This is a genomic window from Megasphaera geminata F0357 (assembly GCF_000239275.1).
GTDB classification, from domain to species: Bacteria; Bacillota; Negativicutes; order Veillonellales; family Megasphaeraceae; genus Megasphaera; species Megasphaera geminata.
On sequence record NZ_JH417615.1, the window covers coordinates 29489 to 54023 of the forward strand.

The 24535-nt window shown below is 46.6% G+C and carries 22 protein-coding genes, 3 tRNA genes and 1 pseudogene; 17 read left to right on the forward strand and 9 right to left on the reverse strand.

Annotated features, from left to right (window positions below):
* Both HMPREF0080_RS08055 and HMPREF0080_RS08060 read right to left on the reverse strand, forming a co-directional pair.
* The coding region (locus tag HMPREF0080_RS08055; RefSeq protein WP_006790956.1) for an NYN domain-containing protein at nucleotides 1-813 on the reverse strand (813 nt) is incomplete at its 3' end.
* A gap of 26 nt (nucleotides 814-839) precedes the next feature.
* On the reverse strand, nucleotides 840-1928 hold the full coding sequence (locus HMPREF0080_RS08060) for a M48 family metallopeptidase (RefSeq protein WP_040347600.1): 1089 nt from the start codon (nucleotides 1926-1928) through the stop codon (nucleotides 840-842).
* A 535-nt stretch (nucleotides 1929-2463) separates the two neighbouring features.
* Between HMPREF0080_RS08060 and HMPREF0080_RS08065 the strand changes: the two genes are divergently transcribed.
* The 7 genes and pseudogenes from HMPREF0080_RS08065 (at nucleotide 2464) to trpA (ending at nucleotide 8879) form a co-directional block, all read left to right on the forward strand.
* Nucleotides 2464-3924 carry an anthranilate synthase component I family protein gene (locus tag HMPREF0080_RS08065; protein WP_006790958.1) on the forward strand — a complete coding sequence of 487 codons (1461 nt, stop codon included), beginning with the start codon at nucleotides 2464-2466 and terminating at the stop codon, nucleotides 3922-3924.
* Nucleotides 3924-4490: pseudogene (locus HMPREF0080_RS08070) on the forward strand (anthranilate synthase component II). Before HMPREF0080_RS08065 ends, HMPREF0080_RS08070 begins: the two are co-directional and overlap by 1 nt.
* Nucleotides 4491-4513: 23 nt before the next feature.
* On the forward strand, nucleotides 4514-5527 hold the full coding sequence (gene trpD, locus HMPREF0080_RS08075; RefSeq protein WP_040347576.1) for an anthranilate phosphoribosyltransferase: 1014 nt from the start codon (nucleotides 4514-4516) through the stop codon (nucleotides 5525-5527).
* Nucleotides 5528-5539: 12 nt separating this feature from the next.
* Nucleotides 5540-6328, forward strand: coding sequence for an indole-3-glycerol phosphate synthase TrpC (gene trpC, locus HMPREF0080_RS08080; protein ID WP_006790962.1), 789 nt, complete (start codon nucleotides 5540-5542; stop codon nucleotides 6326-6328).
* Complete coding sequence (locus HMPREF0080_RS08085) at nucleotides 6318-6911, forward strand: phosphoribosylanthranilate isomerase (RefSeq protein WP_006790963.1); 594 nt, start codon at nucleotides 6318-6320, stop codon at nucleotides 6909-6911. Before trpC ends, HMPREF0080_RS08085 begins: the two co-directional genes overlap by 11 nt.
* Nucleotides 6912-6922: 11 nt before the next feature.
* A complete protein-coding gene (gene trpB / locus HMPREF0080_RS08090; RefSeq protein ID WP_006790964.1) occupies nucleotides 6923-8107 on the forward strand; it encodes a tryptophan synthase subunit beta in 1185 nt (394 codons plus the stop codon).
* Nucleotides 8100-8879 carry a tryptophan synthase subunit alpha gene (gene trpA / locus HMPREF0080_RS08095; protein WP_006790965.1) on the forward strand — a complete coding sequence of 260 codons (780 nt, stop codon included), beginning with the start codon at nucleotides 8100-8102 and terminating at the stop codon, nucleotides 8877-8879. Before trpB ends, trpA begins: the two co-directional genes overlap by 8 nt.
* 80 nt (nucleotides 8880-8959) lie before the next feature.
* On the opposite strand, the gene HMPREF0080_RS08100 is transcribed toward trpA, so the two are convergent.
* Nucleotides 8960-10414, reverse strand: coding sequence for a helix-turn-helix domain-containing protein (locus HMPREF0080_RS08100; protein ID WP_006790966.1), 1455 nt, complete (start codon nucleotides 10412-10414; stop codon nucleotides 8960-8962).
* 308 nt (nucleotides 10415-10722) lie between these two features.
* Here HMPREF0080_RS08100 and prdC point away from each other — a divergent pair, with 308 nt between their 5' ends.
* The 5 genes from prdC (at nucleotide 10723) to HMPREF0080_RS08125 (ending at nucleotide 16361) form a co-directional block, all read left to right on the forward strand.
* Nucleotides 10723-12015, forward strand: coding sequence for a proline reductase-associated electron transfer protein PrdC (gene prdC, locus HMPREF0080_RS08105; RefSeq protein ID WP_040347579.1), 1293 nt, complete (start codon nucleotides 10723-10725; stop codon nucleotides 12013-12015).
* Between the two features lie 59 nt (nucleotides 12016-12074).
* Nucleotides 12075-13850, forward strand: a complete 1776-nt coding sequence (gene prdA, locus HMPREF0080_RS08110; protein ID WP_006790968.1) for a D-proline reductase (dithiol) proprotein PrdA — start codon at nucleotides 12075-12077, stop codon at nucleotides 13848-13850.
* Nucleotides 13850-14278 carry a CBO2463/CBO2479 domain-containing protein gene (locus HMPREF0080_RS08115; RefSeq protein ID WP_006790969.1) on the forward strand — a complete coding sequence of 143 codons (429 nt, stop codon included), beginning with the start codon at nucleotides 13850-13852 and terminating at the stop codon, nucleotides 14276-14278. The genes prdA and HMPREF0080_RS08115 overlap by 1 nt, the downstream gene beginning before the upstream one ends.
* A gap of 32 nt (nucleotides 14279-14310) precedes the next feature.
* On the forward strand, nucleotides 14311-15036 hold the full coding sequence (prdB, locus tag HMPREF0080_RS08120) for a D-proline reductase (dithiol) protein PrdB (protein ID WP_006790970.1): 726 nt from the start codon (nucleotides 14311-14313) through the stop codon (nucleotides 15034-15036).
* An 83-nt stretch (nucleotides 15037-15119) separates the two neighbouring features.
* Nucleotides 15120-16361 (forward strand): glycine/sarcosine/betaine reductase component B subunit, encoded by a 1242-nt coding sequence (locus HMPREF0080_RS08125; RefSeq protein WP_040347604.1) that lies wholly within the window; start codon nucleotides 15120-15122, stop codon nucleotides 16359-16361.
* Nucleotides 16362-16983: 622 nt separating this feature from the next.
* On the opposite strand, the gene HMPREF0080_RS08130 is transcribed toward HMPREF0080_RS08125, so the two are convergent.
* Both HMPREF0080_RS08130 and HMPREF0080_RS08135 read right to left on the reverse strand, forming a co-directional pair.
* Nucleotides 16984-17337 carry a cupin domain-containing protein gene (locus HMPREF0080_RS08130; RefSeq protein WP_006790974.1) on the reverse strand — a complete coding sequence of 118 codons (354 nt, stop codon included), beginning with the start codon at nucleotides 17335-17337 and terminating at the stop codon, nucleotides 16984-16986.
* A 108-nt stretch (nucleotides 17338-17445) separates the two neighbouring features.
* On the reverse strand, nucleotides 17446-19281 hold the full coding sequence (locus tag HMPREF0080_RS08135; RefSeq protein WP_006790975.1) for a phosphoethanolamine transferase: 1836 nt from the start codon (nucleotides 19279-19281) through the stop codon (nucleotides 17446-17448).
* A 242-nt stretch (nucleotides 19282-19523) separates the two neighbouring features.
* Here HMPREF0080_RS08135 and HMPREF0080_RS11445 point away from each other — a divergent pair, with 242 nt between their 5' ends.
* From HMPREF0080_RS11445 to HMPREF0080_RS08155, 5 genes are all read left to right on the forward strand, one after another.
* Nucleotides 19524-19850, forward strand: coding sequence for an FAD-dependent oxidoreductase (locus HMPREF0080_RS11445; protein WP_216436716.1), 327 nt, complete (start codon nucleotides 19524-19526; stop codon nucleotides 19848-19850).
* Nucleotides 19851-19879: 29 nt separating this feature from the next.
* Complete coding sequence (locus tag HMPREF0080_RS11450) at nucleotides 19880-20437, forward strand: FAD-dependent oxidoreductase (RefSeq protein WP_006790977.1); 558 nt, start codon at nucleotides 19880-19882, stop codon at nucleotides 20435-20437.
* Nucleotides 20438-20779: 342 nt separating this feature from the next.
* Nucleotides 20780-20855 (forward strand) — tRNA-Asp (locus HMPREF0080_RS08145).
* Nucleotides 20856-20860: 5 nt separating this feature from the next.
* Nucleotides 20861-20936, forward strand: a tRNA-Phe gene (locus HMPREF0080_RS08150).
* A gap of 12 nt (nucleotides 20937-20948) precedes the next feature.
* A tRNA-Leu gene (locus HMPREF0080_RS08155) sits at nucleotides 20949-21034 on the forward strand.
* Nucleotides 21035-21175: 141 nt separating this feature from the next.
* Here HMPREF0080_RS08155 and HMPREF0080_RS08160 read toward each other — a convergent pair.
* The 4 genes from HMPREF0080_RS08160 to HMPREF0080_RS08175 form a co-directional block, all read right to left on the reverse strand.
* Nucleotides 21176-22252: a tyrosine-type recombinase/integrase gene (locus HMPREF0080_RS08160; RefSeq protein ID WP_006790978.1), complete on the reverse strand. Its 1077-nt coding sequence runs from the start codon at nucleotides 22250-22252 to the stop codon at nucleotides 21176-21178.
* 290 nt (nucleotides 22253-22542) lie between these two features.
* Nucleotides 22543-23481, reverse strand: a complete 939-nt coding sequence (locus HMPREF0080_RS08165) for an Abi family protein (protein ID WP_006790979.1) — start codon at nucleotides 23479-23481, stop codon at nucleotides 22543-22545.
* 76 nt (nucleotides 23482-23557) lie between these two features.
* The gene (locus HMPREF0080_RS08170; protein ID WP_156795324.1) at nucleotides 23558-24196 is read right to left on the reverse strand and encodes a hypothetical protein; all 639 of its coding nucleotides are present in this window, start codon (nucleotides 24194-24196) and stop codon (nucleotides 23558-23560) included.
* Nucleotides 24197-24221: 25 nt separating this feature from the next.
* The gene (locus tag HMPREF0080_RS08175) at nucleotides 24222-24485 is read right to left on the reverse strand and encodes a hypothetical protein (protein ID WP_006790981.1); all 264 of its coding nucleotides are present in this window, start codon (nucleotides 24483-24485) and stop codon (nucleotides 24222-24224) included.
* Between the last annotated feature and the right edge of the window lie 50 nt (nucleotides 24486-24535).

The window sequence follows — 24535 nt, forward strand, 5'->3', positions numbered from 1 at the left end:
CTTTCTGTCTGTTTTTACACGGAAATAATTGTGCTTAATCGCCGTGTTTTTATCATCCGTCGTCGTGTAGACGTCAAAGAGGTCGAGCGATTCGATAAAAGGAACGAATTTCTTATACCCGAAATTACGTACATCAAAGTCGGAAAACTGCTTATTCAGGAGATTGCCGAGAGTGCCGGAGAAAATCCAGCCGTCTTCATCGGAGTTTTCTTCCGTCAGCTTGACAAGAGCCAGCTTAATGGTAGACAAGTCTTTGCCGAGAGTTTTGTCGAGGGCAAGATAATCGTCCGTAAACGGGACATTGATGCGGGAACCTTTGTCTTTTTCAAGCGGTGTGGCCGTATCGTCGGTTATATGATTCGGTTCATTTTCCGCTTCTTCGAAGAGAACATCCAGGTAAAGGAATTTGTTGCATGCGGAAATGAAAGACCGAGGCGTTTTGCTTTCGCCCATACCGAGAACATACTTCTGAGATTCCCGCAGGCGTGACGCAAGACGTGTGAAGTCACTGTCCGACGAAACGATACAGAAAGCGTCCAGGGCGCTTTGGTAGAGGAGATCCATCGTGTCGATGATGAGTGCCGAATCGGATGAATTCTTGCGAATCGTATTGCTGTATTGTTGGATTGGCTGAATGGCGTTATCGAGGATGATGTTTTTCCACGAAGCCATCTGCGGCGTCGTCCAGTTGCCGTAAATCCGCTTATAGACGACATTGCCGAGATTATTGGCTTCCGAGAGGATTACGTCAATGTATTTGTTTGAAATATTTTCGGCGTCAATAAGGACGGCCAGTTTCATTTCCTGATTCATTATCGTTGCAGTCTCCCTTATACGGATTAGATAAGTTTTTTCAGATCGTTTGTAACCGCTGACGGATTTTGTGCCGGAGAAAGATCCATAATCGGCTGCTGCCCTACATAAAGAAGGTTATCATTGCCGATGTAAACGTCGCCCGCTGTCGGCTTTCTGCCGTTGTGATAGACGGCCGAAAGATTGCCTGCAATAAGGTAAGCCCGTTCTTTGCCGCTCATGGAAGACATGTCTTCCGGCTGATACCAGTCTTTGCCGTGCAGAGAGATCATGCCTGTTTGGGCATTGATCTTGACAACATTATTGCTCCATTTGGTAATATCTTCGCTATATTTATCACGGCGGGAAATGTTTGTCGGGTGATCGTTAAAAAGTTCGTTGATACCGCCCGTTGTTTTACCCGGATTTCTGTCAAGAACGCGCTGCCATACGGCTGCACCGGCACCGACATTATAGCCCGCGTTGACGGCATAACCGAAAGCCAGTGCATCGGCTTCCCTCTCCATGGGTTTTGTGATCAGTTTGGCCGTGCCTACTTGAGATAAAATGCCCGTAATAAGCTGTGTTGTCCGGTCGCCGCCAACCGCCGCTCCGGCCAGGATGAGAGGCATTTGTTTGCGGATACCCTGTATGGGGTGGCCTTTTTGGCCGTGCCCCATTTCATGCGCCAGAATGAAGGCTATTTCATTTTCATTGTAATTGAGCGGTTCAAAGGCGCCGATATTGATGCTCAGATTATGGCCGATTGTACAGAATGCATTGAAGCTGGTATCATTATTGACGAAATAGTTGTACGGTTTTTTTACAATAGAAGAATCCGTTTGCGCAATGGAAGCGGATAAGCGTGTCATGATGCGATCCAGCATGGTATTGGCACGAGGATCGTCATTGACGCCGTACTTCTTTTTCATTTGTTCAAAAAATTCATTTCGGCCGTCGTTATCAAGATATTTAATTTCCTTTTCAAGGGCAATATATTGAATACCCGCACCGGCAAAACTTGTCCAGTCAATAGCTTGCGCTGTCCGGATGACAGGTGCGGCAGGACTGAAGGAAAAAGCGAAAATACCGGCAATGATGCCCGCTTTTAAGGATTGTTTCACGGATTTTCTCATATACAGAAATCCTCCCTGTTTGTATAAAGATAAAAAATAACTGATTTGATTCTTATTATACCACAGAAGGCCGGTACCGTAATAAAAGAACGCAGTTGTTCTCAAGCCGGGTTTCATGACGGCAGACGACGGTTGCAGCGAGTTGGCCGTAAACTGCAGAAACGCCGGTATTGGCATGAAACCTTTTGTAATGCAGTATTGACAGATGACTTAAATGCGAGTAATATGAAAAACATCAATTACATATCGTCCATGAAACCGAAGAAGCGGAAGTAACGGCGAATTCGTGCACTTACAGAGAGCCGGGATGGTGGGATCCGGCAGAACGCAGACCGTCAAATGGGCCGCTGAGGGCGCAGGGAAAGGTTTTGACCGAGTATTTTGCGACGTGATGGCATACGTCAGTTGTCGGGAATATGTTAGTATTCCGTCGAGAGTGGGAGTTATTTCCCGAACCAAGGTGGCACCGCGGAACTGAATCCGTCCTTGACATATTTTGTCATGGACGGATTTTTTACGGAAAGGATGACCGATTATGATGACGCTTGAAGAAATGTATCAATATAAAGATACCTATAATGTCGTGCCCGTCTGCCGCCGCATGTATGCCGATATATGCACACCCGTGGAAGCCCTGCGTATCGTGAGAAATATCAGCTCCCGATGCTGCCTTTTAGAAAGCATGGAAGATTCCGAACGGTGGGGGCGTTATACCTTTCTCGGGTATGACCCGCAGATGGAAATTACGTGCAAAGACGGTGTTGTACGTCTGGCAAACGGTATCGGCGTGACGGTGAAAACCGAGAATCCCGACGTATTTATCCGTCAGATTCTTGAAAAAAACAAAGCTCCCCGATTGGCAGGCATGCCGCCTTTCACCGGCGGCTTGGCAGGCTACTTCTCGTATGATTATATTAAATACAGTGAACCGTCGCTGCAGCTTACGGCAGTTGATGATGAAGGATTTTATGATTTCGACCTCATGGTCTTTGACAAGGTGATCGTCTTTGATAATTTGAAACGGGAAATTATCCTTATTGCCAATGTTTATCTTGAGGCACTTGAAGAAAATTACCGTAAAGCACAACTTGAATTGACAAAGATGCACGATCTCCTCCTGGCGGGAAAAAAAGTGAAGGTGGAGCCGCTTGAGCTGGAAAGCGAATTTACGGCTCTCTTCGATGAAGAAGAGTATTGTGCCATGGTGGAAAAAGGCAAGGAGCATATTCGCGAAGGGGACATTTTCCAGGTTGTCCTTTCCAACCGGCTTTGCGCAAAAGCCCGAGGCAGCCTTTTTGATACATACAGAGTCTTGCGTGCCGTGAATCCGTCGCCGTATATGTTTTACCTGGCCGGGGACGATATGGAAATTACCGGTTCGTCGCCGGAAACCTTAGTTCGACTGGAACGGAATAAACTCTTTACGTATCCGTTGGCGGGCACGAGACCGCGCGGTAAGACCGAGGCGGAAGACGAGGCGTTTGAAGAGGACTTGATCAATAATGAAAAAGAATTGGGCGAACACAATATGCTCGTTGATTTAGGGCGTAATGACCTGGGACGCGTCAGTACTTTCGGTTCTGTTCGCGTCGAGACATATTTACGGATTCTGAAGTTTTCTCATGTCATGCATATCGGTTCCACCGTATCGGGGGAAATAAATCCGCATAAGACGGCTATTGATGCCATTGGTTCCGTTTTACCCGCCGGTACCCTTTCAGGCGCCCCGAAAATCAGGGCTTGTGAGATTATTGATGAACTGGAAAGAAATAAACGGGGTATTTACGGCGGCGCCGTAGGGTATATTGATTTTACGGGCAATATGGATACATGCATCGCCATTCGTCTGGCTTATAAGAAAGGCGGGCACGTATATGTCCGCTCCGGGGCAGGTATTGTTGCGGACAGCGTAGCCAAAGCGGAAGATGAGGAATGTAAGAATAAAGCCAAGGCCGTCGTACAGGCATTGGAAAAGGCGAACGGAGGGATTGACTGATGCTTTTGCTCATTGATAATTATGACAGCTTTTCTTATAATCTCTGCCAATTGCTCGGACAGTTCCAACCGGACATAAAAGTGATCCGTAACGATGACCTGTCCGTTGATGAAATTTATCCATATTGCCCGTAAAAGATTATTATTTCACCCGGTCCCGGTAAACCCGGTGATGCCGGCGTTTGTGAAGATCTGATTAAAGCAGTGGCGGGAGAAATCCCCCTTCTCGGCGTTTGTCTCGGACATCAGGCTGTTTGTGAGGTTTACGGCGGGACCGTGACGTATGCGAAAGCGCTGATGCACGGGAAGACGTCTCGCGCTGAAGTCGTTGGCAGGCATCCTCTTTTTACCGGAATGCCCGATTGTTTTGATGTCGGCCGCTATCATTCGTTGGCGGTGGCGCCGGAAACCTTGCCGAATGAACTGGAAGTGCTGGCTGTGGCCGATGATGGCGAAATAATGGCGGTAGGGCATAAAGAAAAGGCCGTTTACGGCCTGCAGTTTCATCCCGAGTCGATATTGACGCCGAACGGTCCCGATATTATACGGAATTTTTTGCGGATGTGAGTAAACAGACAGGGGGATATATAATGATCAAAGAAGGCACTGTAAAATTAGTCGATCGTATCAATTTGACGCTGACCGAAACGGAAGAAATTATGAATGAAATAATGAGCGGTAAGGCCACTTCCGTAGAAACGGCGTCCTTTCTGACCGCGCTCCAGGCGAAAGGAGCCACAGTGGAAGAAATTACGGCCTGTGCCAAAGTGATGCGGTCACACGCGATGCCGTTGGAAGTAAACGGGGATCTGTTAGAAATTGTCGGCACGGGCGGTGATAAATCGTTTACTTTTAATATTTCGACGACCTCCGCCTTTGTAGCGGCAGCCGCCGGCTGCCGTGTGGCAAAACACGGTAACCGTGCGGCTACCTCGAAAAGCGGTGCAGCCGATGTCCTCGAAGAACTGGGTGCCGATATTCGGCTTGATGCACGGCAGAGTGAGGCTGTACTTAAAAAAACGGGATTTTGCTTCCTCTTTGCGCAGCAGTATCATAAAAGCATGAAATATGTCGCCCCTGTCCGCAAAGAGCTGGCGATTCCTACTGTTTTTAATCTTTTGGGGCCACTCACCAATCCGGCTCACGCGAGTATACAAGTCCTCGGCGTATATAAAGAGGAACTGGTTGAACCGCTGGCCCGCGTACTGCAGGGCCTCGGCGTCAAGCACGGTATGGCCGTCTTCGGTACGGATCAAATGGATGAAATTTCAGCCTCGGCGGCGACGAAAGTCTGTGAATTTGAAGAAGGCGGTTTTAAAACCTATACGATCCGTCCGGAAGATTTCGGGTTACAGTCAGGTACAAAGGAAGAACTTACGGGAGGCACACCGGCGGAAAATGCGGCCGTTACGAGGGGAGTCTTAAACGGTGAGATACGAGGAACTAAACGAAATGCCGTCCTTCTGAACGCCGGCGCCGGTCTTTACGTGGCGGGCAGGGCGAAGTCCCTGCAGGCAGGCGTAACTTTGGCAGGCGAACTTATTGACGACGGCAAGGCGGCGGCTGCATTGAATGCGTATATTGCGGCAACACACGCAGTATAGGAGGAGACGAACATGATACTTGAAGATATAACGGCGAAGGTATACATTCGCTTGGCTGAAGATATGGAAAAAGTATCCTACGAAGAAATTAAAAACAGGGCCGTGGCGATGGAAAAACATAACAAACCGTCTTTTAAGAAGGCCATCCGCCAACGGGATATTTCTTTTATTTGCGAAGTTAAAAAAGGCTCTCCTTCCAGGGGCATTATTGCCGAAGCTTTCCCGTATAAACAAATAGCCTGCGACTATGAAGAGGCCGGGGCCGCAGCTGTTTCGGTTCTGACGGAAAGGGATTTTTTCTTCGGTTCTCTGGAATACTTGAGAGAAATCGCTGCAGCCGTGTCCGTCCCGGTCTTGCGCAAAGACTTTATTGTCGAAGCCTATCAAATTTATGAGGCGAAAGTTGCGGGTGCTGCGGCTGTCCTTTTACTGTGCGCGCTCCTGCCGGACGAAGAGTTGAAAGAGTTTATCGATCTCGCCAAGAGCCTCGGCATGGACGCACTCGTTGAAGCGCACAATGCCGAGGAGATCAGGCGGGCATTGGCTGCAGGCGCGGATATTATCGGTGTAAATAACCGTAATTTGAAAGATTTTTCCGTATCCTTTGAAACAAGTCTAAATCTGAGGAAGAGTGTGCCGTTTAATATCGTTTTTGTTGCGGAAAGCGGCATACATACGGCTGAAGAAATAGAGCGGCTGAGAGAAGCCCGTGTCGACGCGGTTCTGATCGGTGAAAAAATGATGACCAGCAGAAATAAGAAAGCGGCCCTGGCAGAACTTCGAGGCACTGATGAAGGTTAAATTCTGCGGTCTCACCGGACCTGAAGACATAAGCGTTGCCAATGAACTGAAGCCTGATTATGTCGGCTTTGTTTTTGCCGGTAAAAAGAGAAGAGTAACGGATGAGCAGGCAGCCGCGTTGCGCAGTCTTTTATGTCATCACATCCCGGCAGTAGGTGTTTTTGCGGCTGAACCTGTAGAACATATCCTTCAGCTTGTAATAAGCGGGACGATACAAGTTGTGCAGCTTCACGGCCGTGAAGATAAGACATATATAAAGAAGTTGCGAACACAATGTGACGTGCCGCTCATAAAAGCGTTTTCCGTGGCCGATGCGGCGGATATCGAAGCGGCCGAACAATCCGATGCCGATCTGATATTGCTCGACAACGGGGCGGGCGGTACGGGCAGAGTATTTCCCTGGCACTTGCTGCGGCTGATAAAACGGCCCTATATTCTGGCGGGCGGCCTGAACCTTTGTAATGTTAAAAAAGCTATGGCTTACGCCCCTTATGCGTTGGATGTAAGCAGCGGCATTGAATCGAACGGCCGTAAAGATGCGGCCAAGATGAGAGCATTTATGCGCCTTGTGCGTTCACAGTAAAGGAGGATATTATGGAGAACGGCAGATTCGGCCAATTCGGCGGACAATATGTACCGGAAACGCTGATGAACGAAATTCACAAATTAACGGAGTTTTATGAGTCTTGTAAGAAAGATCCCGCTTTTCAAGAGGAACTGCAGGATCTGTTAAACAGCTACGCAAACAGGCCGTCCCGTCTGTATTATGCCGGACGCATGACCGAGGATCTGGGCGGGGCAAAGATATATTTAAAACGGGAAGATCTGAATCATACAGGCGCACATAAAATCAATAATGCTCTCGGCCAATGTCTTTTAGCCAAAAAGATGGGAAAGACCCGTGTCATCGCCGAAACGGGAGCCGGGCAGCACGGTGTGGCGACGGCGACGGCAGCGGCATTTATGGGCCTGGAATGCGACGTTTTCATGGGTGAAGAAGATACGGAGCGACAAGCGCTCAATGTTTATCGCATGGAATTGCTCGGAGCTAAAGTGCATCCTGTCACATCGGGGACACGCGTCCTTAAAGATGCCGTTAATGAGGCTATGCGTGAATGGGTCGGTCGTGTAGATGATACACATTATGTCGTTGGTTCGACTATGGGGCCCCATCCTTTCCCCATGATGGTACGTGATTTTCAGGCGGTTATCGGCAAAGAAGCGAGGGCGCAGATTCTTGAGGCGGAAGGAAAGCTGCCGCAAGTCGTCATGGCATGTGTCGGCGGCGGCAGCAATGCTATCGGCATATTTTATCACTTTATTGGTGACAGGGATGTTCGCCTCATCGGCTGTGAAGCTGCCGGCAAGGGTATTGACACTTCTCTTCATGCGGCGACGCTGACTAAGGGAACGGTCGGCATTTTCCACGGCATGAAGTCGCTCTTTTGCCAGAATGAAGACGGTCAGATCGATCAGGTATACTCTATTTCCGCCGGCTTGGACTACCCGGGCATCGGACCTGAACACGCCTACTTGAAGGAGACGGGGCGCGCCGAATATATCCCCGTAACCGATGACCAGGCCGTAGAAGGGTTTGAATACATAGCCCGCACGGAAGGCATTATTTGTGCCATTGAAAGTGCCCATGCCGTATACCGGGCTATGCAGGTCGCACGGACCTTATCGAAAGACGATTGCATTATAGTCTGCCTGTCCGGGCGCGGTGACAAAGACGTAGCGGCCATTGCCCGCTACAGAGGGAGGAATTTGCATGAATAGAATAGCTCAAGCTTTTGCCGGCGGTAAGGCGTTTATCGCTTTTTTGACGGCCGGTGATCCGTCCCTTGAAAAGAGTTGTGAATATATTTTGGAAATGGAGAGGGCCGGCGCGGATCTGGTTGAAATAGGGATTCCCTTTTCCGATCCTATAGCGGAAGGGCCGGTTATTCAAGCCGCCAATATTCGTGCCCTTGCCGCGCATACGGACTTACGGGCCGTGTTTAAACTTGTTGAGATGGTTCGGGAAAAGTCGCGTATTCCTCTCGTATTTATGACGTATATTAATCCTGTCTTTAAATATGGAACTGATGCATTCTTTGCCAAGTGTGCGGAGATCGGCGTCGACGGTGTCATCATACCGGATATGCCTTTTGAAGAACGCCGTGAATGCGCCGCTGCGGCGGTGGAAAACGGGGTATCTCTCATCTCCATGATTGCGCCGACATCAAAGGGACGGATTAAAGCAATTGCCGGGGCCGGTGACGGGTTTATATATATTGTTTCATCTCTCGGCGTCACGGGAACACGCGGTGAAATTAAAACGGACCTGCATGAAATTCTGGAAGAGGTCCGTTCCGTCACAACCGTGCCGGCAGCAGTCGGTTTCGGTATTAATACGCCGGAACAGGCTGTGACAATCGCCGGTATGGCGGACGGCGTTATCGTCGGCAGTGCTGTCGTCAAGATTATTGCCGAGTACGGCAGCGAGGCGGGGTCTCATATTTATGAATACGTAAAAGTTATGAAAGAAGCGATAGCAAAAGCCGATTAACGGTAATCAAAAAGAGACGATTCTTATGAATCGTCTCTTTTTGATTATGCCGCTCGATCACGAGCGGCGATCGGAAGGAGTCATTTCGTGGTAATGATTTTTTCGATGATCGGTTTATAAAGATGATACATGCGTGTTACATCATTGCCTGAACAGGTATGGTAATGATTTGAAGATTTTAAGGATTTAAAAGAGTTTAAGAAAAGTTGTTGCAGGCGCCTGCTTTTAATCATATAAAAGGGTTTTGCATCATTACGGATAAGACGCGGATTTTTCTTGAAAAATGCCGTGTCGTAGTTCGAGTAGAACGACAGATTCGCGTTTTTATAGGCTGTCGTTTCTTCAGATAAGGTAACGATACCGATGGACATAGAGTCGTTTTCCTTTAGATAATGCATAATTGCTTCAATATGTCCGCGGCGTTCATCTTCGGTCATGGTATATTGAACTGTCGTTAAATCGATATGGCCTTCTTCAAGATAGCGTATAAGTGAATTGAACGGAATAACCACATCCAAATCCGCGCGGCACAACAGTTCTTCCCACGTAATTTGGAGCTGGTCGATATAAGTGTTTTCGGGAGCGCCGATTTGAGCGGAAATACGGTGAAATACATCGTGGGGCAGGAGGTATTCGATACCGTTCGTAAGAAAAAAGAAAAACTTTCGCGCTGCGTAAAAGGAGGTCCTGTACCCGATATCGGTAATCCAGGGAGCCGGTGCGCTTGCCATCAACTCTCTGACGCGCGGCATAAAGGCGGATAATTTATCTAATATATCCTGCACGAGAAGCGGATCTTCAACGGAGGTCGCCATAATAAATTCGCCTTTTTTCCCAAAATCGTATTGAACGGCCAGTCGATTCTTCAGAAGAATCAACCTGGTATCCGTACTGTCGGTGACATCGTAAAAATAAAAATCCGCATAAAGGCATCTGTTTAAGATTTCATAGAGCGCCGTTATGTAGGCCGGCGATTTTTCAAGTTTGTCTAAATCCAACCCGATGCGGACGGTCAGTTTTTGTGTATTGGGCAAGCCGCATAAGAGTTCCCAGAAGCCCGCATCGTATAAGGTACAGAATTCGCCGTAGACAATCAATTCCTGCGGCTCCGTAGCTTCTTGCAGACATGCTTGCAGGGCCGTGTTCAGGAACGTCGTTACGTCGCGATGACCGATGGAAATACTTGCCGTTGACGTATTTGTTTTTTTTGTACGCGGCTGCCGCTGTAAGGAATGCCTGTAAGCCCTGTTAAGATATTCCGTAATGGAAAAGGCTGTCGTACCGTCGTTGTCACCTGTGGTGAATGTTTGTCTGTAATCGTCCGCTTTATCTATTTCTTCCAGACGTTTTGCAAAATAAGCGCCTAATGCGCTGTTAATGGTCTGAACTGAACGGGACGAAGGCAATTTACTGCCGCTCTTCCACTTACTGATATACGAAACGTCATACCCGATAGCTTTCGCCAGGTCGACAGATTTTGATTTCGTGAATTTTATGATCTTTTTTAAGGCAAGATTGTAATTTTCTTCGAGCATATATCATAATCACCTCCTGCCCGTGTAGAGTGGGTATATTGATTAAAAAAAACTTCGTGATTTGCGGAACTAGTACATGAGCTTATTTTATCATATTTATGATTTTTAAGTAAGAGCGATTTATTGTATAAATGAGTCTATATATCAATGATTCAAATGGAATTCAATTTTTCCTGTTTTGTTCAAGGGGAGTTATGCGTAAACTGAGAGACAAGAACGAGAGAGTGTGAATTTTGGCACATAAAAAGAACAGCTGAAGGATTAAAGTAAGTATGAATTAAATTTGACATTGGATGGGAGGGTATAATTTGGAAAATTTTGTATTTCCTTTACAACAGCATATCGGTACTCCTGCTGAAGTTGTTGTAAAAGAGGGGGATCTTGTAAAGCGCGGACAGTTGCTTGCAGCGAAGCCTGCAGATAAGATGGGGAGCAATATTTTCACAAGTGTCAGCGGCAAAGTCACGGCCGTCACGGATAAGGCGGTTACCGTCGAGCCCGCTGCGGAACAATCGAAAGAGTACATACGGTTAACGCAGAGTGAGCCGCTCGCTCTTATTGAAGAAGCAGGCCTTGTCGGTCTGGGCGGGGCGGGGTTTCCGACATATGTGAAGCTGGGACAGAAATTACGCCCCGGTGGTGTTGTAATCGCTAACGCATCCGAATGTGAACCTATTTTATCACACAATATCGAGGCTATAGAAAAGAATCCGCAGCAGCTTATTCGGGGGTTGGAAATCGTCATGGAAGTGGTCGGCGCTCCCAAAGGCGTTATCGCTATCAAAGATATTCATGAAGAAGCTGTCAAAGCGCTGGAAGCCAATTTAAAGGATTCCCGGATTACCTTGCATTACTTGCCGAATATCTATCCGGTCGGTGATGAACGGGCTATTGTACGGGAAGTGCTCGATACTCTTCTCGATGTAACGGCATTGCCGTCAGCCGCCAATGCTATTGTTATCAATGCCGAATCGGTCTGTCGCGTACAGGAAGCGGTGGACTTGAAAAAACCTCTTATTGATAAAGACATGACAGTGGCAGGTAAGATAAACGGTGAACTCATTCAAGTATTCCACGATGTTCCTCTGGGAATATCCGTCAGGGCAATGATTGAAAAGGCCGGCGGTATCAATGGTGAATACGGTGAAATCATTATGGGCGGACCTTTTATGGGCAAACGCGTCACTTTGGATGACCCCGTGGTGAAGACAACCGGTGGTATCCTCGTAACGCAGGAGTTTATGCGGGGGCCGAAGAAAATAGGCCTTCTTGTCTGTGCCTGCGGAGCCAATCAGCAACGGCTGGAACAAATAGCCGCGTCAATGGGTGCTGAAGTGACGGATGTGGAGTTCTGCAAACAGGCAAAACTCATGAAAAACGGTACGCGTAAATGTGAGAACCCCGGGCACTGTCCAGGCCAGGTACAGAAGGTCATGGCTATTAAGAAGTCCGGCGCCGATGCCATTCTTATCAGCAACTGTTCGGACTGTTCCAATACGGTTATGTCCTGTGCACCGCAATTGAAACTGCCCGTGTACCATTGTACGGACGGTGCGTTACGGGCTGTTAATCATAAACTTATCAGGAGAATGAAAGGTTAGCTTTTAACAATGTGTATACATTGTATAAAGATAAAATCTTAAAAAGGAGAGTGATAGTAATGTCGATTACAAAGGAAACACTGGAACAGCACTTGAAAGATCCCGCGATTTTTTGCTGCAGACGCGAAAAAGGTACGGTTATCGGTGCTGCCGATTTGGAAGATCCGTCCCTGTTCGATGATATGGTTGAAGCGGGTTTGCTTACGCTCAGCGATGACGGCTTGACCATCGAAGAAGTGTTGGGGAGCACGCTTTTGGAGGATACGGAAGCATTGACGCCGATTACGCGTGATGTACTGGACAAAGTCAATGAAGTCCGGAAAACGGCTCCTTCCGGTTCTGCCCCTGTCCCGAAGCAGGCGGTCACACATGTAACCACAAGTACAGCAGGAGGTAATGGTATGATTCATCTTGATATTGAAAAACTTGAAGGTCTTTCCCTTGATATTCCTGTGGGTGCCGCTCTCGGCGTTCCCGGTGTAACCGCTGCGCCCGCCGCTGCGGAAGCGCCGTCCGGACAGAAGACGGTCATCCGTACGCTGCTTAAACAGCACGTGAAAATCACGGATGCGGAAATCGGGAAAGAAACAAAGATTGAAAACGGTAAAATTACGATTGACGGCAATATCGTAAAAGAAGCCGCCGAACAGGATCCCTTATGCGTCAGCCTCAAATTGGATGTAATCAAACCGAACGAACGCCATATTTATACGGATACGATTATGGACGTGTGCCCTATTGCAACCAAAGTTGAAGGCGAACTCGGCGAAGGTATTACCAAAGTTGCCGACGGCGTTGTATTTATGCTCACGGGTGTTGATGAAGACGGCGTCCAGATTCATGAATTCGGTTCTTCCGAAGGGTTCCTTGATGAAAAAATGTACTTCGGACATCCCGGTTGTGCCGACGAAGATGATATCATTATCCGTTGCCATGCCGTTATTAAACGCCTTACCGGTATGAGCCGCCCCGGTCCGTTTGCGGCACATAAATGTGAAGATTTCATTATTCAGGCGGTTCGCGACCAGTTGAAAAAATACAACGGTGAGGTTGTCCGTGAAGAACATTGTGAAGATCTTCGCCGCAAAGGCAATCCCCGCGTTGTACTCGTAAAAGAAATCATGGGCCAGGGAGCTATGCATGACAATGTTCTTTGCCCGACAGAACCTTGCGGTATCCTCGGTGGACAGAAGAACGTCGATCTCGGTAACGTTCCCGTTGTGTTAACACCGAACCAGGTTCGTGACGGCTCTATCCATGCGCTCACTTGCATTGGGCCTGCAACGAAGGAAATGACCCGCCACTATATCCGGGAACCGTTAGTAGAAGGCTTGGCGGAAGACGATGAACTTGACTTGATCGGTGTTGTATGCATAGGTTCGCCTCAGGTTAATGACGAAAAACTTTGGGTTTCCGAACGGCTCGGCTCTTTGCTTGAAAGCCTGGATATCGACGGTTGCATTATTACAACTGAAGGGTTCGGAAACAATCATATCGACTTTATTCAACATATCGGGCAGGCCGGTAAACGCGGCATCCCCGTAGTCGGCGTATCTTTCTGCGCATACCAGGGCCAGCTTGTTGTCGGCAACGAATATGCCAAAGCTATGGTTGAAGAAAATATGGATAAAGGCGGTTTTGAAAACGATGTTGCCGGTTGCTCCTGCGTAACCGCTTCCGTTGCGGCTCGCGCTATTCAGATGCTCAAGAACGAAATGGCCGGGGTTGAAGTGTTGCCGGCGCCTAAGAAATGGAATAATGAAATCTTCAACGACAACAATAAATTGGTCGGCCAACCGGAAACAGTGCTCTTGGATGTAGGTACATTGCACTAATGGCAGAACTGAGCTATCAGTTAAACCCTGTTCTCATGGGCGGTGTTAACACAAAAACGGCCGGCGACGATGTGAAAATAAACCTGAACGGACGCTTGGGGGTACTGTACGTAAAGAAATCTCTCTTGCTGCACCCCGATGATATTACTGAAAATGACAGAATAGGATTCTATTTCAGCTATCTGCAAGTAACGGAACAGCCGCTGGATTATGATTATACGCCCCTTTCGGCCGACACGGATACGGGACCATGCCTTGTTGGCGGCATATTGGAAGAAGTAAACGATACGGCCGTAAAGGTGCGTATCGGCCGGAATCTGGGTACCGTAGCCGTACCGCGGCGTTGGGTTTTTACCGATAAGGAACCGGCGGAACAAGACCATGTTGAATTTTATTTGAGCCGTATCAAGCGAGTTCAGGACTATTGATACGGGAAACCATATAAGGGAGGTTTGTTTCCATGAAATTAACAACAGTAGAAGGGATGCGCTCTGAAATTTTCGTGCCCCTTACACCGAAACCGATTTTTACAGAATTAAAGAAACCCCTCAATAAATGCAAAGTGGCATTTATTACGGCAGGCGGTATTCATAAAAAAGACCAGAAACCGTTCAACACATCCGGTGATTTCTCGTACAGAACCATTGAATTCGATACACCGTCCGATCAGCTTATGGTTACGCACGGCGGCTTCGATAATTCCGATATCAACAAAGACGTTAATGCTATGTTCCCGATTGATCGTCTTCATGAACTCGTTAAGGAAGGATTCATAGGATCTCTGCCGAAAGAAACGTACACTTTCATGGGCGGCGGCGGCAATGTTGAAAAATTCACTAATGAAACAGGCCCGGAAATTGCCCGGAAATTGAAAGAACAGGGTGTCGACATCGTTCTTTGCACCGGCGGTTGCGGTACATGCCACCGTTCGGCCACGATTGTTACGCGCTGCTGCGAAGCGGAAGGTATGAGTTGCTGCGTTATCGCCGCACTGCCCCCGATTGCTCGTCAACAGGGTGCGCCTCGTATTACGGCTCCTCATGTGCCCATCGGCTCCAATGCAGGTGAACCGAACAACAAAGAAATGCAGACGGCTATTTTGAAAGAATCGTTGGAATGGGTAAGAGATTGCCCGAGCTTCAACGGCTTGAAAGTATTGCCGTACGAATACAGACATAACGTTTAATTCGTATGCATGAAGCGGGAAGAAAGGGTGCGATGTGATTCGTGCCCTTTTTTCCGCATATCGGAAGAAAGGTGGTGTGTATATTGGGATTGGAGCCGAGTACAAAAATGACCACGCTCCATCATTACCGCTGCCCGGTGACGAAGGCGCTTATCCGTGATCGCGACGTATCCGTGCAAAGCCTTATCGTCAATGGCGTATCGGAGAGATATGATGATAAAGTGTTTACTGCCGTACGTACGGGAGAATTGGCGGAAGGCCTGCATGCGGACGGCGCTATCGTCGTAACGGACGGCTGGGGGAATCACCATATCGATTTTGTCACGGTTATAGAAGAGCTCGGCAAGAGAGGAATACCGTCAGTCGGTATGAGCTATATCGGGCAACAGGGGAGGCTTGTATGTACGAACGGGTATACGGATATGCTCGTCGATTTCAATAAGAATACGTCCGGTTATGAGTCTTCTATTGTCGGGGATAATAATTTGGAAGACTATGATGCTTTTAAAGCATTAGGTCTCCTGAAACTGAAACTAAAACGTGAAGGTATAGCGCTCAAAAAATCATGTGAAGAGAGAGAAAAGCGAATATACATACGGCGCTGCTCCTATCCCATAAAAACAGTGGCCTTCGGTGATGTAACGGCAGTGGACGGCGCATTGTTGACCATACGCACCGATATAGGCGAGATTCACGATAAAGAACGGGAATTTATCAGTGAAGCACGGGTACGTATCATCAGACCGGGAGAGCGGCATATACGGGTGCACACTAATCTTGACTTTATGCCTGTTGCATGTAAGACGGAAGGAACAGTAGGAGAAGGACGGACAATCCTGCTTGACGGCGTTACGGCCATGCTCACCGGCGGAGAGGCGGACGGTACTTATGAACCGCATAATATCGGCTCATCGGAAGGATTTTTAGATGAAGCTGTGCGTTTTGATCGAAGCGGTACTCCGGCGGCGACCGATATATTGCTGCATATAGATGTTACTTTTGAACCGGCTATGGGAAGTACGGTTGAAGCGATTCGTTCCGCCCATCGTCTGGCGGACAGGGTGCTTAATGAAGTGCGCGCGGCTATGAAAAATCTTATAATAGAAGACAGGGCGTATCATCTTCTGGAGAACCGGATATCCCCGCAAAAGGCGAATATTATTGTTGTAAAGATCGTATCCGGATTGGGGAACATGTATGAAACAGCTGTATTTCCCTTTGAACCGGCAGGTATAGGGGCGAAGTATCTTATGGATATGAGTAATATACCTGTGCATATAACGCCTTTTCAGTGTTTGGACGGTGCCGTTCATTCATTGTTGTAATAGAAAGCACATAAAAGCCTTCCGGCGAACACGTGACATATGTCCGCCGGAAGGCTTTTGTAACGTATACTCTATTTACTTTTCTTATATATGGCCTTGCCTACAATTTAAAATACATCATATAACACTGAAATAACCGAATACATGCTAATGATACTTCAACACGTTCTTACTTATATACGTAACTTACGGAGTGTCATTTGCCGGATAATAAAACCCCGGCAGTGCAAGAAAACAAACAGTTAAAAGGCTATATGGTCAACTGCAAATCCTCTTTTTGCAGAGTACGAAGTAGGGACGAACGAGCCGCCTCACCTTACGTACACCTCCTGTTTCATTATTTGCGACTGATATATCTTTGCCGCTCCCTTTTCGGGCTGTAAGGATTATTGCGTCGCATTCAGTCCTGTGTAAACGTGATCCCGCGAATCTATAGAGGAATAGTCTGTCGTGCGCGAGAACTCACTAACTGATTCTATTTCCAATGGAATCACCCCATTTCCGTTTATTTGCTTATAGTATAGCATGAGAAACCGCTTCGTCAAGGGGGTAAAAATGCCGTTTGCGCAATCTTAAAAAGGGAGGATGACAAAAGGTTTTTGTTTGTGTGCTCCCGGGTATTTCAGTCGTTAATAATAAGGGCCGTAAAGACAATGTCTTCCGAGCCGTTCGTGTTGTCCAGCCCGTGTTTAAACCCGTTCGGTGTGAAGGTAAGGTCGCCGGGCCCTATTTCACACTCCGTGCCGTTATCGTTATATATACCGTGACCTTTGAGAATGCAGTATGTTTCGCTGTTGCCGGTATGTTCGTGTACGCCTAAGGAACAGCCGACAGGGATGGTGACTTCGGCGAACAGGCCGCATTTACCGTTTAATTCTTCTTTGCCGAGATAATGTTTGACGATAATATGGCCTTTGCCGCCGGCGGCGTGGACTTTCTTTTCTACAGTAAACGTGTCGGTTACGTAATTTTTCATGAAAAACAGCTCCTTTTACTACCAATGCCAACTGATTTGTTAAGCGGCGAACAATTAGAAACAAAACAGCGTCAAACAGTTCCCGAACGGGTTATTCAAGGGGTAACTTTAATATTCCGCGTCTTCCGTAAGGGGAGTTCTGCCGAAGCGGGTGACGAGGTCTTTCTTTTCCCAGTGCCATCTTGGGGAAGCAAAGCTGATGGAATCGTCATAGTTCGGTGATTGTATGTTAAGGATGCCGCAGACCAGTTCATAGATAAGATCGTTTGTGAAATACGATTTTTCATGTGATTTAAGGGCGGCCGTGATTTCCGGATTCCGGGCCGTATAATTGTCCGAGAGATAGGTAAACATAGGGATGCGCAGCACTTTAAAACTGGCGCCGTCAGGTTGGCGGGCAATGTCGGGGTCCGAACCGTGGTCGGAAAAGTAAAGCAGTGCATCAAGGTGGAGGTTGGCTTCGGCATAATCGAATACCTGCGACAGGAACCAGTCAGTATAAAGGATCGTATTGTCATAGTCGGCTTCCTGATTGATTTTGCCGTCATTGAACTTCTGAAAGTCTTCAGGGTAACGATTCCGGTATTCGATATGGCTGCCCATAATATGAAGAACAATGAAATTCTTTTCATTCGGATTGACTTTTTTCAGGAACTGAAGAAGCGCTCCGTCCAAGGTCGATTCTTTTAAATCACGGTCGACCCATTCGGCAACATCCGCCGTATTGGCGACAAGCGAAATCGGTGTGTCCGCTACGCCGACGGAACCCTGATTACTGAACCAGTAGGTTTTATAACCTGCTTTTTTGGCCATGTCGATGATAGAAATGGATTCATTAAACTGTTTGTCATTATAGAAATTTGCTTCCGTTAACGCGTGTTCCAGGACGGGGACGGTGTACCAGACGCAACTGTAAACGTTTGTAAAGAGGGTAAAGCGGGGATCGTACCTGACGGAAGAAAGCCAGGGCGTATTATCCGGTGTTGACGGATTATATGCGTGCATAAGTGTTCGCGTTTCCGATTCGCCGATAATGACGATAACCGTATTCGGTCCCTGGGCAGGATTGAGTTGTACGGCCTGCAGGGCCGCGTATTTAGTATTGTGGTTTTGTGCATAAAGACGGGCTCGTTGCAGATAATCCTGTGTGTCAAGAAAGGTTCGTACGGGAAAAGAATTCGGCAGGAGTTCATCACAGAGCATCCAGATCGAAGGAATGATAATGAGGAGAGACATAAGCGGCAGAATTTTACGATATACCGTAGTTCGCGGTAAGGCCGGCAGCGTATAATGAGTAATAAAGAAGAATGCCAGAATCGCGAAGAGAATAAGCACTGTCATAATGACCGTGCCTGTACCGAGTGAATGCAGGTATTCGAGTGTTTCCGCAGGACCTGTCTGAAAAATGATGAGTGAACCGGAAGTGGTTATGCATGAGTTGTAAAGGTAGTAATACATCCACTGAACGAGATTGATAAATCCCGCGGAAAAGAAGAGTACGGTCATCAGTATTGCCGCGATAATGCGCGGTATATACTGTTTTGCCACCATTGAGATAAGGAAAAGGACAGCAAAAAGAAAAAGGCCGTTATAAATATCATAAATATTGTTTAAATACACCGTATTGCCGTTAATAAGAGTCCGGTAACTCAGCAGGGGGCCCGTTACAATCCATGAAATTCCGATAACGGCGGGAAGTATGATACTGTGTAAAGACAGCGCCCGCACATATAACGCCAGGGCAAGGACGACAGCGCCTACGGCGGGAATGAGGCCGACGAGCATATCATTAATATTATCCTGGCCGAGACCGAGAGAAACGAAAAGCTGCCATTGTATGCAGAGCGCATACAGGATGACAAAAAGCCCCATGAAGGACGATATTGTCTTTTTTGTATATGTCTTCGCCTGATCCTGAGAATCAAACGTATCGGGCTGACCCATGCTGAAAAGCTCCTTTCATCAATAAAACCTTAAATACCGCATTTATTATACAGCAATGACTGTAATTTACATAGCTTTTTCCGTATTAAGGTAACAAATCTGTGAAACTTCGGACCGGTCTGAGCGGATTTGATGAAATTGAGGTGTGTATGATACACTGGATATACAGCAATATGATACTTCCTCCCGTTTCGGCAGGGATGGAGCAAAACAGGTTTATTGATGAAAGGAGCGTCTCTCCCATGAGTGAAAGAGGTAAGAAAATAGCGATCATCGGGGCCGGCCCGGCGGGCTATACGGCGGCACAGGAATTGTCGAAAAACGGGTATACTGTCGATATTTATGACAAAGAAAGCCGTTTAGGCGGGGCTGTTTATACGGGTATTCCCGCATATCGCATGTCCAAAGCTTTTTTGGACAAGGTGTTTGCGGCCATGCAGGAAGATGATAATATTACCTTTCATTTCGATACGAAAATTGATCGTGAAAAGTTTGCGGCACTTCGTAAAGACTATGATAAGATTCTCATCGCTACGGGTGCACAGGTTGAAAATACTTTCGGATTGTAACGGGCAAGGGCCTGTATGCCGGATTGACTTTGTTGTACGATCTGAATATTAACGGCAATCATGAAGCATATAAAAAATACAAAAAAGCCATGGTCTGGGGCGGAGGCAACGTAGCCATGGACTGCGCCCGTTCGCTCGTGCGCATTATTGATGACGTTACGGTCGTGTATAGACGTTCCGAAGAAGAAATCACGGCGAATAAGAGTGAAATCCGTGATGCGCGCGACGAAAATGTTAAATTCGACTTCCTGTGCAATGTGAAGCGCGTGCTTCGTGACGCTGCCGATCATGTCAGCGGGGCGCAGCTCATCAGACAGGAACTGGGCGAACCGGACGAATCGGGAAGGCGCTCTCCCCATTCTATTCCGGGAACGGAATTCGTACTTGATGCGGATCTTATTGTTATGGCGATCGGGCAAAAGGTGGATTTATCCGAATTGGATGAAACATTGGAAATTACGGGGCATAACCGGACGAATATGGAAAATATTTTTATTGCCGGCGACGCCAATTTAGGCCCCGCAACCATCGGGAAAGCACTTATGGAAGGCAGAGCCGCGGCTGCGGAAATGCAGAAAACACGGTAAGCGGGGTATCGTCATACCGCCTGCACAGGCGATAGATAGACCGGCGATATGCACGGCACTTGATGGCAGCATTAGTGACGCCATGTTTTTCCGCAGAGGAAAGAACCGCCAGGTAGCAGGCAATGTTTCGTGATATATTTTTCATGAGAAGGCTCTTCTTTGGGGATTGTTTCGGTAGATACAGCATATCACAAAAAGAGCTTTCTCTTTTACTTTTTATACGCCGGTGTAACACATGTATTGTAATCCTCGCGATTTTTGCCCTGCTATTGCAAAGAGTTGCAGGTGTATGATATAATTTCACTTGTTCGGGGCGATTAAGTCGTCTTGAGTGTATGAAACGGCCTCGTGGTGTAGCGGTTAACATGTCGCCCTGTCACGGCGAAGATCGTCGGTTCAAATCCGATCGAGGTCGCCATAGTTGCTCAGGTAGCTCAGTCGGTAGAGCAGGGGACTGAAAATCCCCGTGTCGGCGGTTCAATTCCGTCCCTGAGCACCATCCACTTTATATGCGGTCGTGGCGGAACGGCAGACGCGCTACTTTGAGGGGGTAGTGAACGTAAGTTCGTATGGGTTCAAGTCCCATCGACCGCACCATCAGTAAATAAGCGCTTCTCGAGAGATTCGGGAAGCGTTCTTTTTGTTTGACCACAATTTATATTGAGGTGGTTGACAACATTTTGACAACACCCAAAGAAAAAGCTTTGACCACACATCTATAGTGCAGTCAAAGCAAAGCTAAAATATATTCTGTATTTTTGTAATAACATCCGTTTCCATAGCAGGTGTGACATGGCTATAGGTATCCATCGTTTCCTTAAATGACGAATGGCCAAGGCGCATTTGAATAACCTTAAAGTTTACGCCGGCTTCAATAAGTAACGTAGCGTGGGTATGCCGAGTCCCGTGCATGGAAAAGCCTTCGACTCCGATTTTACGGGCATAGTCTCGTGACACTTTCGTCAGTTCGTCGGGATTGCGAGGGTTGCCGTTGCGGCCGGGGAAAACAAGATCGTTGTTAATCCATCCGAAGGTTTGAAATCGCCTAACGTCAACAACCTTCTTATGTGCCTTCAAAACGGACAGTGTTTCACCGTCTAATGTAATAGTTCGCCTTGATGATTTGGTTTTGGTCGTCGGAGATATTTCGCTATGGCCGTCGATTTTAATTGCCGTTTGATTGACTGTAAGTGTACCGGCTTTAAAGTTAATATCTTGCCAACGAAGGCCGAGTAATTCGGAGCGTCTTAGGCCGGAAGTAAACGCAAGCTTAAAAATAGCGTGAAGTTCTTTATTGGTAATAACCGATAAATACTCTTTTACCTGCTCTTTAGTGAGTGTTACCATTTCTCGGGTTTTGTGTCGCTTCGGTCTGGTCACCTTATCCATAGGATTGCGATATAAGATTTCGTCAATTACTGCTTGGTGCAAGATTGATTTTAGTAAAGTGTGCGTGTAGGCAACGGTCCGAGGGGACAGCTCCATTCCATCGATTAGATTACGTAGTACGATGTAATTTATATCGACCAGTCGCATAGCGCCGAGAACGGGAAGTATATATCGGTTGATTATGCCCATGTACGATTGCATGGTATTGGCCGTAACCGACTTTTCTTTGAGTGATACCCATATATCTACCCAATCACGGAACAGCAGCGTATCGTCAAAATGAGTGGCTTTTTTGGCTTGGAATAAATACGCATCACATTTATCTTGGGCTTCGACTCTTGTGCGTCCGTAAAAGTACTTACGCTTTCCGTTGACAGTAGTTGTTACGGTGTATCGACCGTCGGATCGCTTTTTGATTTTAGCCATAAAAAATACAGCTCCTTTCTGTTATAAAAAGGGCTGATTATGATATACTTATAGCGTAATCAGCCTTAGTCGGTGGATTATATTGCCGTGGTATTGGCAGTACCCGGCACGCCCGTATTCTGTTGGTAGCAGAATGCGGGCATTTTTTGTTGTTAAACAGCTAATCATCTAGTATTTGTAACAAAAAAGAGCCACCGATTAGGCAACTCCTAGGCATAAAAATAGGAGCGATACCTTTCGATACCGCTCCTGTAAAAAGAGTCGAACTCTTTTTGCTCTGTAGCAGTATCTTAACTTATATTAAACCATTTGTCAAATGTCTTCGATAATAAGTTAAAAGAACTTTTAATAATATCGTTTTTAGAATAATCCCTATCTCGATAAAATCTATCGTTTAAATCGCGGAGTTTTAAAGCAATATTCTTATGCACCCCAGGACTTATGACTATTTCTTTATGAGTGTATAACGTTGTAATTATTTGGTATAGTGCTACTCGCTTTAAGTGTCGTTCACGAACTTCCTTTGAGGCTCCTAGTTTAGCGACTACTTGTTGAATTTCTTGGTTTGGGGACTTATTTAGTGGTGCGCGCAAATCATTTATTATGCAATTGTTATGTGCGCAAGCATTGCGTAAGTCTTTCACTACACGCATTAAATAAAGTCGTCTCAACAACTCTTTTTGGTTTTTACCCTGACTTCGATTAGCACAGAATTCGTAAAAGTGCAAATATTGTCCAAAAGATACCATTTCGACAAACACCCAAACAGGGCAGTACAGTTCACTTTTAATATATTTATTGCAGAGGTTACCACAATATAAACTGTTTTTATTTTTTTCGAGCTCTCCCTTTAATATGTCCTTGGGCGTTGAGTCCAGTTGATCTACGTATTCCATAACAACCTGGATCCCGCTTGTTTCGGTTTCTTGCAAAACTTTCAATAAATGTACTTTTGAGAAGTGTTCAATACTAATAGCCATCTCCAAAAGAATTACACGTAATCGGTTGTCAATAATGGCTAAATCGACTAGATCCGCAAAATCAAGATGCAGATACTTACCGTCCTCACCTTTTGTGTAGTTCTTTCTAAAAGCGCGGAGTTTAAAGTAATTGTTATTATCTTCTAAATATCGCGCTGCTTTTGTTTTACTAAAGTCGTTAAACTGAACACCCTTGCCCTCACTGTGCTTTACTTGTTCTTTAGCTGTTAGGAATTTATCGCTTGACATTTATCCACCATCCTTTTTATATTTTTCCGTCAGCGACAGTTGTTGCATAATTCGCAATAACTGAAGAGGTTTCGGGTTATTGCGCGTTGTAGAAGTGCAGTTCGTCGTCAATCAGGCTATCGACCTTTTCCGCAGTGACTTCCATATCCAGTATATCGCCGTAACCGGTTATGTATCGGATGGTATAAGGGGTATTCAATATTACTTCACGAGGAAACGCATAATACTTCAATCCGAAGCTGTGCGGCATTAATTCATATAATTCTAGGGGCATTTCTGTTGGGCGAATTAATACGCCGTCTTTATCAATCACAAGCCGTTGCGTCTGTATCTGCGGGGCGATTGCTCCGCCGGACCCGAAGAGACCTCCGTCGCGCATGAACGGCGTCCATGTTGTTACATATATTAAATTATTGTATTTTTCAAAAATCTGCTCAAGGTCTGCGGGAAGCTCAAGCAATCGTTTTTGATGGGAAAAGGCTAAATAACTGACCATCATACGAGGCGTAACAATAGAAATGCAATTCGTTGTAGCTTTTCGCCACTGCCGCCCGAACAAATCCGGCTTTTCTTGATTACCGTTTGACTTGAACTGTTCGCCCTGTTGCCAATACACAGGATACGTTTCGGGCGTGATATTTTGGAAATCGGCGGCAGATACGCCGGCAGAAATTCCAAGGAACATAATTGCGGTTAAAAAACTCTGTTTAATCAATTGAATCGCTTCCTTTCTGATTAATTCAGGCCATTCGACAATAAAATTCCATATCTTCGTTTACGATACCGTTCGGCAGGGAATGAACAAGTTTCTCTATGATATCCGCGTGTTCGTCGCGAGTGAAATCGTTCCGAGCTATGTGCGTTAAATCATGTAAAACCGCGTCTTTTTGCTGTTCCCAGTTAAATTGGCTATTAATCAAGATAGTGTAACTGCCGTCTTGATTTTCCGTTACCAACGTTTTTACGTGTAGCGGTAATTTCTGATAAACCAAAGTGATATTCATTTCAAATCCTTATGTGCGCAAAAGAAAGAGGGCTACATATTACTGTAGCC